Here is a 13,111-nt window from a genome sequence, read left to right on the forward strand (position 1 = left end):
GGCAAGGAGACGAATCTGGCCCTGTCGCTGAAGGGCTTTCCCGGCGCGCTCGACAGGACGGCGGCGCTGCTGCAGTAAGACGTAGATTCGCTGCGAAGGCAGGCTGGTACTGGCAGCGGTCCGAAGCCGGATCCACCGCAACGACCGCTTGGCTGCGAGGAGCGGGACCCCTGAACAAGGACTGTCAGCAATCAGAGACTTCTTGGTTGAATGATCGTGCTGCGGACAATTCAGGGGTTTGTAGCTGGCGGGTTCGGTCCGGCCGCCTTCGTCGCCGTCTTCATGGTCACGGGTGGACCGCGGCTTCCGCTTGGCGTCACCCTGCTTGCCTTCGTGCTTCTGTTCCCCGGCTCGCTGACATTCGTGAACGCGCTCAACAAAGAGACCGTTTTATTCTCGCGGGCACCCCGAAACGGTCGCGAATTTTCCTTATCGGATACCGCTTTTGACGATCTATCTACTCACCCATGCAGGGGCATAGATTGCAGGAACGGCAGATATTCTCGGATCCGCCACTCTGCGTGGGCGGCTCTACGCATGGGTGCGATCATTTTGGGGTCACTTAGTCAGGGGGCGGCGCGGGCTATTGCGTGAGTTTCGAACCCCAAGCTCGCCAGGGGCGAAAGGAAAATACGCTATGGGCTGTCGCACAAAGAGAATGGATCGGCCACCGAAGGCTGGGCGAGGGGCCGTCCAGTGTGCGTGGCCCAAATGTTAATGAGCCGGACAGCGACCGTTTAGCAGTACATGCAGAGCTCAGAGGCCGGGTGACAGTGAAGGGAAGTGGCCGCACTAAGGGGAGCTGTTCTACGAGCAACTCACAATGTCCTACTCACGCATTTGTGGCCGTTATTATCCCCGCCTACAACGCAGAACAATTCATCGAACGCACCTTGGCGTCCGTGATAAACCAGACCTACAGAAACATCGAAATAATAGTCGTCGACGACGGTTCGATCGATGAAACTGCATCAATCGTCCGCCGCCTATCTAATGACGATCCGCGTATCAAGTTGCTCCAACAGAAGAACAGTGGCGTCGCGTCGGCGCGGAATACGGGGATACGTGCAAGCAAGGGCATCTACATAGCGCCCATAGACGCCGACGATCTCTGGCACCCAACCAAACTCGAAAAGCAGCTGCGTGTTTTCGCTGCAGCAGGCAATGATGTCGGGCTTGTCTATACGCTTTACCGGACGATTGATGCCGATGATAGGGCGATCATTACGCCTAAGCGCACGCACCCGCATGGATGGGTATTCATGCAGCATCTCGGACAGAACTTTATAGGTCACGGAAGTTCGGCAATGTTCCGGCGCGATGTCTTACTCGAAATGGGTGGCTATTCCTCGCGACTGCGCGAAAACGGTGCGGAGGGTTGTGAGGACTTCTTCCTCCAATTGAGTATCGCCTCGAAATACCGATTCGATGTCGTCATGGAGCACTTGGTCGGATACCGCCGAACGCCAGGGGCTATGTCGCAAGACTTCGTCCGAATGCTCATCTCGCGTCGGATGGTGCTCGAGAGCCTCTTTGCTCGCTGCACCGAGGTGGTGAGCCCGATCCTATCGGATGTGATGTTCCGTAACGATGTCGAGATCGCCAGGCTCGGGCTTAAAAGGCGCCGCTTTGCTGCCGTCGCCATGAACTTCGCCAGGGTGCTCTGGCGATCGCCCTCGCAGTTCGCGAAAGTCGCCGGTGCGACGCTTGCCATTTTCCGGCGCAAGGCGAAGCAAGGAACCAAACTGGAACGCGAAGGCCGCAGCTCGGGGATCGGGAAACCGTTCTGGGACTACACTGTCGATGAGTTTTTCGATCGAGGCGAGAATACCGATTACCGCGCCTTGCTCAACAATCTGGCTGTAATGGACAGCAAACTTGGACCCTGCGGAGGCTATTTGGCGCAGCATCCCGAACGAGGAACCTTTGCAATGCCCCAGGAGGGCGGCGACTCAGACAGCCTGTTTCTGCTTCGAGGCTTGGAATGAAGAAGCTGCTGCTGTCGAAAGAGCAGTCGTCATCGGGCGGCAACTTGGCCCAGGGGGCAGAATGCACTTTGGAGCGGACAGTGAATGAACCGACGGTCAGTGTGACCGTCCTCATTGTCACCTACAATCACGCACGCTACATAGCGGCAGCGATCGACAGCGTTCTCATGCAAGACGCGGAATTCGGTGTTGAGATCCTGATCAGCGAAGATTCTTCGACGGACGGTACCCGGGAGATCGTTGAGCGCTATGTATCCGATTATCCCGAAAGACTATCGGCGATCTATTCTGGCAGCAATTTGAGATCCAACGAGGTCGTTGCGAGAGGACTCCGGGTTGCGCGCGGGCGCTATGTCTCGATCCTTGACGGCGACGACCTGTGGACATCCAGGACCAAGCTGCGAGATCAGGTGGCCCATCTTGACGCGCATCCTGAGCTCTCGGCCATATTTTACAATGCGCTCGTGGCGCACGGCGACGAGATCACGTCGTGGCGGTGGACGCCACCGGATCAGAAGCCGTTAATCACGCAAAGGGAGATCTGGGAAGGCAATCCCTTCGCCACTTGCGGCGGTATGATGCGAACGGCGTGCGTTCGGGACGTACCATCGTGGTATGCAGATTTCTTTCCGATTACTGACTGGCCGCTGTATGTGCATTGCGCAAAGACAGCAGACCTCGCTTTTGTCGACGAGGTGGCAGGTATCTATCGTCTGCACCCGGGTGGGCTTGTATCGGCGCTGCCAAGCCCGCTCAGGTTTGATGCGATCGAGGGATTCTACCGGCGAATGGCGAATGTCATGGATGCCCGTGGGGCACAGTTTGCCCTTGGCGGCTGTTCCCGTTACTTTTACGAATGGTCGAAGCAGTATCTGAACGAAGGTGACTTGCCGTCGGCCAGATCGTGCTTCCTGCGATTGCTGCGAAGCGGCAGGGGCGGAAACAACGTACCGAAACGCGATATCGCGCGGTTGGCACTGCTCCTGCTGAAATCCTCGGTGCTCGGGAGATGACGGCTTTCCGCAACTTCGAGAATCGCGATCCGGTCCCGTCCTTGCCACAGGCGGCTGTTCGTCCGAAGTGGTCGGTGATGATCCCCGTCTATAATAGCGCCCGCTTTCTTGCCTCAACGCTGCAAAGCGTGCTCGCGCAAGCCCCTGACCCGGCTCATATGCAGATCGAAGTGGTTGACGATTGTTCGTCCGACGATCCGCAAAAAGTCGTGAACGAAATCGGGGGAAGGCGTGTCGGCTTTTTCCGCCAGCCGCAAAACCTCGGCCATATCGGCAACTTCCACACCTGCCTGAACCGAGCCCAGGGGGAACTTGTCCATCTCCTGCACGGCGACGATGCCGTCCGACCAGAATTCTACGAATGGCTCGGTCGGGGCTTCGATGCGGACCCGAGAGTAGGAGCGGCGTTCTGCCGGACGGTCTTCATGGACGCCCATGGACAGGAGTTGTCGATCGAACCTGCAATGCAGTCAATCTCCGGACGGCTTGAGAATGCGGTGGTCCGACTGGCGCTCGAACAGCGCATCATGACGCCGTCCATCGCGGTCCGACGCGCGGTCTACGAAGAACTCGGCGGCTTCGACCGGCGGCTGAAATGCAGCGAAGACTGGGAGATGTGGATACGCATCGCTTCTCGTTTTCCCGTCTGGTACGAACCGCGAGCCCTTGCACTTTATCGGATGCACCCGCAATCGAACACAGGACGCCATATCCGGACTGCCGGGGACATGGCCTACACGCGAATGGCGATTGATATTTTCAAGAGCTATCTTCCAAGCGAACTCGCGGACGATGTCGCCGCATCGGCTCGGCGGACCTATTCGCAAAGCGCTCTCGAAACCGGGCGGCGGCTGCTTGGCTCTGGTGATTGGGCTGGATGCCTCGCGCAAATGAGTGAAGCCTTCCAACTCGATCCGTCGCTCAAGACAATTGGACGTATGCTGCGACTCGTTGCGAAGCAGGGAGGCGAGATTGTCCGCCCAAATTGAAACTGTGCAACGGCAGCCGGCACGCCTGCGGCAAGGTGAGCCTGTCCGTCTCGTTTTGGCCGGATGTGGCGCCGTCACGAAGCTCTACTATGCGGAAGCGCTGTCGCGCCTTCAAGGCAGAGGCCAGATCGCAGTCGCAGGCATCTTTGATCCCGAAGCGAAATCCGCCGCGGTCGTACAGGCGAGGCTGCCCGGAGCGAAGGTTGCAGCCAGTTTCGACGGCCTTTTGGCTGTGGGCGCCGATGTGGCGATCATCGCTTCCCCGCCTCGATACCATCTTGATCAGTCGATGCAGGCGTTGCGGGCCGGCATGCATGTTCTATGCGAGAAGCCGATGGCCACGAGCAGCTCCGACGCAGATCTTATCCTCGCGGTAGCGGCAGCCAACAACCTGCATGTGGCAACAGGCCTCGTCAGAAGGCAGTTCCCTGCCACCCGATCGATAAAGGCCATGGTCGAGGGCGGATTGATCGGAAAAATCCAAAGTGTTTGTTGTTTTGAGGGTGGCCCCTTCCAGTGGCCTGTCGCTTCGACGAGCTATTTCAGCCGCGCGGAATCCGGCGGTGGAGTGCTTCAGGACATAGGCACGCACTGCCTCGACCTCCTGACCTGGTGGTTCGGAGAGCCCCATGAAATCCACTACGCCGATGACGCAATGGGCGGCGTCGAGGCGAACTGCCTTGTCCGGTTAGGTTTTGGCGGCTTCGAGGCAACGGTCCGGTTGAGCCGTGATTGGGCTCGTCCGAACCTTTACCGTCTTGAGGGCGAACGTGGCTCGATTTCTTGGGCAGTCAATGAGACTGAGCTTGTAGAGATCGCCTTGAAAGGATGCCGCACGACAGCCACCGCCTCCTTCACCAACACCGACGACCGGTCGCGCGATTTCGTCGACGCGTTCTGCGATCAGATTTCGGACTTGGTCGACACGGTCCGAAATGGAATCCCCCTTTCCGGGTCCGCCACAGCGGGGCGCAACGTGCTCAAGCAAATCGAGGAATGCTATGCCAGACGGAAACGGCTGGACATGCCTTGGCTCGGAGCAGAAGACTTTCGCCACGTCATTGCTTCCGCCGAGACCAGACAATGACCGGCACTGTTGCCGTGCTTGGCGCCAACGGCTTCATAGGTTGCCGTACCGTGGAGTTGCTGCATCTTTCCGGCTGGGCAGAGGTGAGGCCGATCGTTCGCAGGCCGAGTGCCTTCGCCAGCCTGTCCCGCTTTGCGATCGATGGAAGGGTGGCGGACGCGCATGACGTTCCTGCTCTTACTGCGGCCCTTGTTGGCTGTCAGTCCGTTGTTCATGCAGTGGCCGGTGATACTCGCACGATCGTCGATGCCGTCGAGCCTGTCTATCGTGCCGCCGCCGCCGCGGGCGTCGTTCGCCTGGTCTACCTCAGTAGCGCATCCGTTCACGGCCAATCGCCGCCGCCCGGAACGGACGAAACGAGCGCGCTGCACGACGGCCAGACGGTCGAGTACAACAATGCCAAGGTTCGTGCTGAACGTCGTCTCGGGGAATTGTCACGGGACGGTGCAATCCAGGTGGTGGTGCTGCGGCCCGGAATTGTCTTTGGCCCGCGCTCCAGCTGGACGGGCGGCTTTGCCAACGATCTCCTCGAAGGCTCTGCCTATCTGGTGGATGGCGGCCATGGCATCTGCAACAGCGCTTATGTCGACAATGTCGTTCATGCGATCAAGCTTGCCATCGAAGTGCCCGAGGCGGCTGGGCGAACCTATCTGGTCGGGGACCGCGAAAGGATAAGTTGGGCAGATCTTTGCCGCCCGATCGCCGAGGCATTGGGCTTCGACCTGGCTGCGATTTCGGTTTCCGCGCCATTGTCATTCGCACCGAACTGGACACAATGGCTGAGAGATGGCGACCTATACCGGCGGCTTGTCCGAAGCCTCCCGAGACCCGTTCGCAGCGGACTAAAGGTAGGCTATGCCGAGTGGCGGAAGTCAGGGCTCAATCAGAGGCCGCCTACGGCTCCAAAGATCAAGATATCTGAAGAACGTGCGCTGTTGCACCGGTGTCGGGTGAAACTCCCGTCGGCCAAGGCCGAGCGCGAGCTCGGATACCAACCGGTGGTCGGCTTCGAGGAGGCATGTCGGCGATCAGTCGCATGGCTAACCTTTGCCGGCTACCCGACTGCGCGGAGCCAAGTGGGCGAGAGATGACCGCCAGACCCGCCGTAGCCCGTGTCTCGGTTGTCATTACGACCTATAACCATGCTCGATTTCTCGCGGAAGCGATCGACAGTGTCCGGAACCAGAGCGTGCGGCCCGATGAAATCATCGTTGTGGACGATGGTTCGTTGGACAATCCCGAGAACGTCGTTCGCCGGTATGTCGACGTCCACTACATCCGCCAAAAAAACCAGGGTTTAGCCGCTGCCCGGAATACGGGAATGAAGGCAGCACGTGGCGATTTCATCGCGTTCCTGGATGCCGATGACAGGCTGCGCCCGACGGCGCTCGCCACCAATCTTGCTTTGTTCCATGACAGTCCCGATTGCGCCTTGGTCTATGGAGCCTATTGCTACATCGATGAGACCGGCGCAGTCAGGAATTCAGTTCCGCTGAGGCCAGTGGGAGAGGACCCGTATGCCGGATTCTTGACCGGCAACCTGATTGGAATGCATGCGACGGTGCTCTATCGCCGTAGCACATTGGAGGCCGCTGGCGGATTTGATCGATCCCTACGGGCTTGCGAGGATTACGACGTCTACCTTCGCCTGTCCCGGGCAAACAAGGCCGCATGCACCCCGGAGTGTCTCGCAGATTACCGCAGGCACGCAACGAATATGTCCAACAGCAATCCGATGATGTTGCGCGCGGCGCTAAAAGTCCTTGGCCGGCAGAGGAACCTTGCGCACACCAATCCAGACTGGACGGCCGCCTACCATCAGGGCGTCGAAAATTGGAAACGCTATTATGCGCATATGCAACTGGGACAGCTTAGTACAGCGGTTCGATCCCGTTCCTCGCTCGGCGGTCAGCTGCTGAACACCATTGCCGTTTCGCTCGCAGCGCCCTTGCAGACCACCATGATGCTGCTGCAGCGTTTCAAGGGCTGGTCGAGTCGGCGCCGCTCGGGCGTCCGGTTCGGTGACCTCAGCCGCCCGCTGCCCTTCAGTACAAATTTCGGTTTTGATCGCGGGAAGCCAGTGGACCGCCGCTATGTCGAGACTTTCCTCGCATCATGTTCGCTGAACATATCCGGCAGGGTTCTGGAGATCGGGGACAACGCCTATACGACCCGCTTCGGAGGCAGTCGGGTTGCCACGAGCGACGTTCTAAACCGATATGAAGGTCACCCGTTGACGACCTTGGTGGGCGATCTGGCCAACGGCGACGATCTGCCGTCCGAAACATTTGACTGCATCGTGCTCACCCAGACCCTGCACCTCCTTTTCGATCTCCCTGCTGCGGTTGCAACCCTATGGCGGATGCTGAAACCGGGAGGCGTGCTCCTGGTCACGGTGCCTTGGGTAAGCCCGATTGACCGAGGTGAATGGGGCGAGAGCTGGTTCTGGTCGATAACCCCGGCGGCGCTGGGCCGGCTTCTCTCAGAGAGGTTCGGGGTGGAGAATGTCGAAGTCTGCCACTATGGAAACGCCTATTCGGCTACCGGATTTCTCTATGGCTTGGCAGAACATGAGCTGAATTCGGCAATGCTCGATGTGCATGACCCCTGTTGTCCGGTGATTGTCGCCGCGCGCGCTTTCAGGCGATGAGCGGCGTGACGGTGCGTCAAACTCTCAGCAAGCTCCTGCGACGGGGCCGATTGCTTGCTGGTTACAATCGGCCGCTCGTGCTGATGTATCACCGCGTCGGAGAACCGCTCGTCGATCCTTGGGAACTCTCGGTCTCGCCACAAAATTTCGCGCGCCAAATCGAAACCCTGGCAAAGGCGCGCGATATCGTTCCCCTGCAATGGCTGGCACAACGGCTTCGGGACGGAAAGCCACCGAGAAATGCCGCGGCAGTCACCTTTGACGACGGTTATGCGGATGTCGTGCAAAATGCCGTGCCGATCATGCTACGCATGAACGCTCCTGTGACTGTCTTCGTCACCACCCACGCGCTCACCGATCCCTCAGTGTTCTGGTGGGATATTCTGTCGCGCATTACTTTGGAGACGCCTGCTCTCCCGGAGAGGCTGGCGATCCAGATCGCAGGCCGAAACTATGATTGGCTCGTGACGGAGGACGCCACGCGCGCGAAATCGAATCTCGCCATCAGTCGCACGGCGCTCCATTTCGGCTTACACGCACTGCTGAAGCCGTTGAGAGTACACGAACGGAAGAGGGCGCTGCAGCAGCTGGCAAGATGGGCAGGAACCGACGCCAGCCCCCGAACGCGTGATCGCGCCATGACTCATTCGGAGCTGCGGCATCTCGCCGACACCGATGGCGTTTCGATCGGTGCCCACACCTGCACGCATCCGTCCCTGCCGTTGCTGAAACGGGACAATCTTGAACGCGAGATCTCCGCTAGCCGCCAACAATGCGAAGAGATCACAGGGCGGAGGGTGGCGGGATTCGCATACCCCTTCGGAGACTTCGACGACAGCACCGCCAAAGCGGTAAGATCTGCTGGCATGGACTATGCAGTAACCACCCTGCCGCGTGAAGCTGGGCCCAGGGTCGACCCCTTCCGACTGCCGCGGGTCACGGTCGCTGATTGGGGTGAGATAGAGTTCCGGCGTACGGTGCTATGCCATGGCTGACCATGCATGCGGAGAACCGCGCGTCACGGCAGTCATCGTCGTGTTCAACGGTGAGAGATATCTCCGGGAAGCTATTGACAGCGTTGTCGGTCAAAGCTTCACCGACTGGGAACTCCTCGTGGTCGACGATGGCTCGAGGGACCGTTCATCTGTCATCGTGCGCGACTATGAGCAGCGCTTGCCAGGCAAGGTGCGACTACTCTCTCATCCCGACAATGGCAATCATGGTATTAGCGCGTCGCGCAACCGTGGGCTGGCCGAGGCGCGGGGCGTCTATGTCGCGTTTCTTGATGCAGACGATACATGGCTGCCCGAAAAGCTGTCCGAACAAGTCTCCATCATGGAAAGCGATCCGGCGCTCGGCATGATCTACGGCCGGACGCTGATCTGGCATAGCTGGGAAGCGGTTGCTGGCCGTGCGGACTACTATTACCCGCTCGGAGTCGAACCAAACGCCCGATACGATCCGCCCGTGCTGCTGGAGCTGCTGCTGCAGAACCAGGCCCAGACGCCGACTACTTGCAATGCCCTGATGCGTTCAAGCTTGTTCGCAACCCTCGGGGGATTCGAGAACAGTTTTCGCCTGATGTTCGAAGACCAGACATTCTTTGCGAAGGCGCTCGCATTTGCACCCGTCTACGTGTCCGGCCAGACTTGGGCGAGATACCGCCAGCACGTCGAAAGCTGCTCTGCTGCTTCTGCCAGGGCAGGCACTGACGAAGCCGCGCGTATCACGTTTCTCAAATGGCTGAATGGGGTGATGGTGGATCAGGGCGCCTCCCTCCGCATTCGTTCCGCAATCTGGAAAGTGCTCGCGCGCGAGACCTGGAAGATGAGCAAGCGAAGTATCAGCAGACGGCTGCCGCGATGACTTCCCTGCCGCGGGTGACAATCATAACCCCCTTCCTCAACGCGGAATCAAATCTGGGCGAAGCGATCGCCAGCGTCCGGGCCCAGACGGTTGCGGATTGGGAGCTCTTGCTGGTCGACGACACTTCGACGGACGACAGTGTCAGGATCGCCAATGATGCCGCGGCAACCGATCCCCGAATTAAGGTGCTGCGCAGGCCGCCCGGATCCAAGCGTGGCGCCGCGGCAGCGAGAAACGCCGGAATAGCGGCCGGCTGCGGCGATTTGCTCGCCTTCCTGGATGCAGATGATTTGTATGAGCCGCATATGCTGCAGACGGTCCTGGCGGCAGCCGATGCAAACCCGGATGCCGCAATGATTTTCGGGCCGACCAAATGGTGGTACCCGGATGGAGCGCGCTCCGACTGGATCGAGCCGACGGACGGACTTGCCGCACGCTTGCATCAGCCCCCCAGGCTTCTGGGGCGGCTTCTGCTGATGCAGGACGGCCACGTTCCGTGCACCTGTTCCGTGCTCTTGCGGAGAAGCGCGATTAGCACGGTTGGGGGCTTTGAGGAGCACTTTGATCTCTATGAAGACCAGGCTCTGTGGGCGAAGCTATTCCTGCGATTCCCAGCCTTTGTTACTCCTGTAACTCTCGCATGTTACCGGCAGCATTCCAGTTCGGCCTCGGCGAGGGCCACTGAGCGAGGGCTCTACGACCGGATGGGGAAACACCCCGCCCGCGCCGCTTTTCTGGACTGGATCGCGGAGCATGTGATGGAAAGTGGAACGCGGGATTTCCGCCTCCAATTGGCGCTGCGGCTGGCACGCGCGCCCTATGTCACGCCTGCAACGATCGGAAGCAAAGCCGAACGGCTTGCCCTGAAGATCATGATGTGGACAGCAAAGCAGCGGCGCAGGGTTCGGCGACAGCTTGCGCACGTGGCCAGGTGAGGCGTCACTTCCTGACCACCCATCGATGCGGGAAGCTGACATTGCCAAAGCCAGGCTGGGCGCTGACCGGTCGATCGTCGAGCAAACCGGGCATGACATCGAACACAGCGGCCGTCTCGACATGGTCTTCGACCACCCTGTCGTCCGCCACCAGCGCTACGTCAATCCTGTAGCGCCCTGGTCTCAGCATTAGGCTGTCCACATGTACCGTGTAGACTTCGCCCTGACGGTCATGCAGGGAATGCTCCCGGCTATCAAAGGAGGTCACAGGATCCCCGAGATCATCGATGATAGTCACAAGGCACTGCAATGTTTCGCGCGGCCCATCAACCTGAAGCCGAAAAGTTGCCGGCTGCCCGGACGCGACGGGACCCATTTCATTGAAGACTTCGATGCCGACCACACGGAGGCGGCCGCGCCCGGTGCGCGTGGACCGCACACTCAGATCGGTTCCTGCGCGTGCCTCAAGCGTCTGGAGATAACCCCGGACCACGTCCTGAGTCGGGCCGTCCGCCTGGATCATCCCGCCGTCGACAAGGATTGCGCGGGTGCAAAGTCGCTGTAGAACCGGCATCTGGTGACTGACGATCAGCACGGTGCGGCCTGTCCCGGCGATGCTCGCTGCCTTGGCAATGCATTTCTTCTGGAACGTGGCATCCCCGACGGCCAAGACCTCATCGACGACCAGAATGTCGGGATTGACGTGGGCGGCAATCGCGAAGGCCAGACGCAAGTACATGCCGCTTGAGTATCGTTTGACAGGCGTATCGAGAAACGGCTCGACCCCGGAGAAATCCACGATCTCGTCAAGCTTGGAATTGATCTCAATGCGCCGCATGCCGAGTATGGCCCCGTTGAGATAAATGTTCTCACGGCCGGTCAGTTCGGCATGGAACCCCGTGCCGACCTCCAGCAAAGCTCCCAGCCGTCCACGTATCGTCGCGCGGCCGGAAGTCGGCTCCACGATCTTCGCCAATATCTTGAGAATGGTGCTCTTTCCTGCACCGTTGGGGCCGATCACGGCAAGGACTTCGCCTGCGTGCACCTCGAAGGAGACGTTTTTTAACGCCCAGAACGGCTCGTCCGCACCTTTGCGGTGGCTTGTATCGGCCTCCCCGCGAAGGCCCCGCCTTTTGCTGGCGAGCGCGTCTCGCAGCGTGGGGAAGCTGTTGTTCGCTACACCAAGTCTATACGCCTTGGAGAGATTGGCAGCCTGAATCACAATGTCGGTCATCACTCAGATCAGGTCCGGAAACGCGCGTTCGGATTTTGAGAAGATAGTCAGTCCGGCAACGAGAAGGGCCAACGAGGAGAGCGTTGATATCGAGATCATGAGCCAGTCCGCAGGTGTGCCCAGTACGCTCCAGCGGATGGCTTCGACTGTCCCAACCATTGGGTTCAGACTATAGAGCGGCCGCCACAATTGAGGGACGAGATTGGCTGGATAGACGATCGGGGTCATGAACAGAAGTATCTGAAGGCTGAACGGCAAGAGATAGCCCACATCGCGAAAGCGAACGTTGATCGCCGACAATGCCACGCCCACTCCAGTCGCTGACGCAGCCATCACGAGCACGAACAGCGGCAAGAAGACTGCTTGTGGTGCCGGCCAGCTTCCGAATGCCAGCATGGCGGCGAACAAAAGAGCAAAGCCGACGAGCATATCGGTCAGGCATGAGGCCATCGTGGAGATAGGAATGATCAGACGCGGGAAATAGACGCGTTTCACCAGTTCCTGGTTTCTGACGAGGCTGCCCGTCATGCTGGCGACGGCTCGCGAAAAAAAACTCCATGGCACAAGCCCACACAGAACAAATAATGGGTATGGCGCGCCGTTGGACGAAATGCCTGCGAGCTTGCCGAAGAAGATGCTGAAGACCGACATAGCAACGAGCGGCTGCAGCATTGCCCAAAGGATGCCCAGATAAGTCTGCCGGTATTTGACCTTGAAATCACGCCAGGCCAGGAAGAACACAACTTCCCGATATCGCCAAAGCTCGGAAGGTTCGAACAGTCCTCGCTTGCGGGACGGATCGATGATTGTCACGACAGCTGATTGTGCGCCTGTCCGGTCCGACACGATGATGGCGTCCGCCTCCCTTGACAGCCCCATTGAGGCCTACATTTCCGCGCAGTGCAATCAGCACTTTTGATGGTGCCTGCCGTTCCACGAACCTCACCATTCGAGAGCGCATAGCAGCCGCCCTTGATGCTCGACCAGATCCTCCGGAGGCGCGAGATCGCGCCGCTCCAACCGGAAGGAGGCATTTCTCGCACACGGACTTTACGTTCGATCCGGATGCGAACGAACACTTGCCCGGGCCGTCTGAGTTTCTACCGCTATTCTCCCACCTGTGCTGGGTTTGTCGAGGATACATTTCCCCATTGAACTTGTGGTGATGTTATGCCCATCGAAGATAGTCAGGCTACAGAAATCTTTCGTTTTTACAGTGTAGTGTATGCACTGCACCGCTGGTGACAGGGTCCTTAAGATGTGCCATTGTCCAATGGGGTGGTACTATTTGCGCGGATTTGGGTTGTTCGGGCGATGCGCGTTGCGCGAACTATCATTGCGTGGAGGGA

At 59.2% G+C, this 13,111-nt stretch carries 11 protein-coding genes; 9 read left to right on the plus strand and 2 right to left on the minus strand.

What is annotated here, in order from left to right:
• Positions 1-842 precede the first annotated feature (842 nt).
• The 9 genes from LB532_RS27150 to LB532_RS27190 are packed head-to-tail and all read left to right on the plus strand — an operon-like array spanning position 843 to position 10,528.
• A complete protein-coding gene (locus LB532_RS27150) occupies positions 843-1,988 on the plus strand; it encodes a glycosyltransferase family 2 protein (protein WP_181169437.1) in 1,146 nt (381 codons plus the stop codon).
• On the plus strand, positions 1,985-3,001 hold the full coding sequence (locus LB532_RS27155) for a glycosyltransferase family 2 protein (protein ID WP_140641766.1): 1,017 nt from the start codon (positions 1,985-1,987) through the stop codon (positions 2,999-3,001). Before LB532_RS27150 ends, LB532_RS27155 begins: the two co-directional genes overlap by 4 nt.
• Positions 2,998-3,990 (plus strand): glycosyltransferase family 2 protein, encoded by a 993-nt coding sequence (locus LB532_RS27160; protein ID WP_140641768.1) that lies wholly within the window; start codon positions 2,998-3,000, stop codon positions 3,988-3,990. Before LB532_RS27155 ends, LB532_RS27160 begins: the two co-directional genes overlap by 4 nt.
• Entirely contained in the window at positions 3,974-5,077 is a 1,104-nt protein-coding gene (locus LB532_RS27165) for a Gfo/Idh/MocA family protein (RefSeq protein ID WP_181169438.1), read from the plus strand. The genes LB532_RS27160 and LB532_RS27165 overlap by 17 nt, the downstream gene beginning before the upstream one ends.
• Positions 5,074-6,168, plus strand: coding sequence for an NAD-dependent epimerase/dehydratase family protein (locus tag LB532_RS27170; protein WP_181169439.1), 1,095 nt, complete (start codon positions 5,074-5,076; stop codon positions 6,166-6,168). The genes LB532_RS27165 and LB532_RS27170 overlap by 4 nt, the downstream gene beginning before the upstream one ends.
• On the plus strand, positions 6,165-7,727 hold the full coding sequence (locus LB532_RS27175; RefSeq protein ID WP_140641773.1) for a glycosyltransferase: 1,563 nt from the start codon (positions 6,165-6,167) through the stop codon (positions 7,725-7,727). The genes LB532_RS27170 and LB532_RS27175 overlap by 4 nt, the downstream gene beginning before the upstream one ends.
• Complete coding sequence (locus LB532_RS27180) at positions 7,724-8,722, plus strand: polysaccharide deacetylase family protein (protein WP_140641775.1); 999 nt, start codon at positions 7,724-7,726, stop codon at positions 8,720-8,722. Before LB532_RS27175 ends, LB532_RS27180 begins: the two co-directional genes overlap by 4 nt.
• Positions 8,715-9,593: a glycosyltransferase family 2 protein gene (locus LB532_RS27185; RefSeq protein ID WP_140641777.1), complete on the plus strand. Its 879-nt coding sequence runs from the start codon at positions 8,715-8,717 to the stop codon at positions 9,591-9,593. The genes LB532_RS27180 and LB532_RS27185 overlap by 8 nt, the downstream gene beginning before the upstream one ends.
• Positions 9,590-10,528: a glycosyltransferase family 2 protein gene (locus tag LB532_RS27190; protein WP_181169440.1), complete on the plus strand. Its 939-nt coding sequence runs from the start codon at positions 9,590-9,592 to the stop codon at positions 10,526-10,528. The genes LB532_RS27185 and LB532_RS27190 overlap by 4 nt, the downstream gene beginning before the upstream one ends.
• A gap of 4 nt (positions 10,529-10,532) precedes the next feature.
• Here LB532_RS27190 and LB532_RS27195 read toward each other — a convergent pair whose 3' ends face one another.
• Together LB532_RS27195 and LB532_RS27200 are read right to left on the minus strand one after the other, a co-directional pair.
• On the minus strand, positions 10,533-11,762 hold the full coding sequence (locus tag LB532_RS27195; protein WP_140641781.1) for an ABC transporter ATP-binding protein: 1,230 nt from the start codon (positions 11,760-11,762) through the stop codon (positions 10,533-10,535).
• A 3-nt stretch (positions 11,763-11,765) separates the two neighbouring features.
• Positions 11,766-12,641 carry an ABC transporter permease gene (locus tag LB532_RS27200; RefSeq protein ID WP_140517471.1) on the minus strand — a complete coding sequence of 292 codons (876 nt, stop codon included), beginning with the start codon at positions 12,639-12,641 and terminating at the stop codon, positions 11,766-11,768.
• Positions 12,642-13,111: the final 470 nt, after the last annotated feature.

Origin of the sequence: Mesorhizobium sp. ESP-6-2 (genome assembly GCF_020164675.1) — a bacterium.
GTDB lineage: Bacteria > Pseudomonadota > Alphaproteobacteria > Rhizobiales > Rhizobiaceae > Mesorhizobium.

Bases quoted from the DNA above. Each gene is read 5' to 3' on its own strand.
- LB532_RS27155 (WP_140641766.1), top strand. From the start codon at position 1,985: ATGAAGAAGCTGCTGCTGTCGAAAGAGCAGTCGTCATCGGGCGGCAAC.
- LB532_RS27195 (WP_140641781.1), bottom strand. From the start codon at position 11,762: ATGACCGACATTGTGATTCAGGCTGCCAATCTCTCCAAGGCGTATAGA.
- LB532_RS27160 (WP_140641768.1), top strand. From the start codon at position 2,998: ATGACGGCTTTCCGCAACTTCGAGAATCGCGATCCGGTCCCGTCCTTG.
- LB532_RS27185 (WP_140641777.1), top strand. From the start codon at position 8,715: ATGGCTGACCATGCATGCGGAGAACCGCGCGTCACGGCAGTCATCGTC.
- LB532_RS27170 (WP_181169439.1), top strand. From the start codon at position 5,074: ATGACCGGCACTGTTGCCGTGCTTGGCGCCAACGGCTTCATAGGTTGC.
- LB532_RS27190 (WP_181169440.1), top strand. From the start codon at position 9,590: ATGACTTCCCTGCCGCGGGTGACAATCATAACCCCCTTCCTCAACGCG.
- LB532_RS27175 (WP_140641773.1), top strand. From the start codon at position 6,165: ATGACCGCCAGACCCGCCGTAGCCCGTGTCTCGGTTGTCATTACGACC.
- LB532_RS27200 (WP_140517471.1), bottom strand. From the start codon at position 12,641: ATGGGGCTGTCAAGGGAGGCGGACGCCATCATCGTGTCGGACCGGACA.
- LB532_RS27180 (WP_140641775.1), top strand. From the start codon at position 7,724: ATGAGCGGCGTGACGGTGCGTCAAACTCTCAGCAAGCTCCTGCGACGG.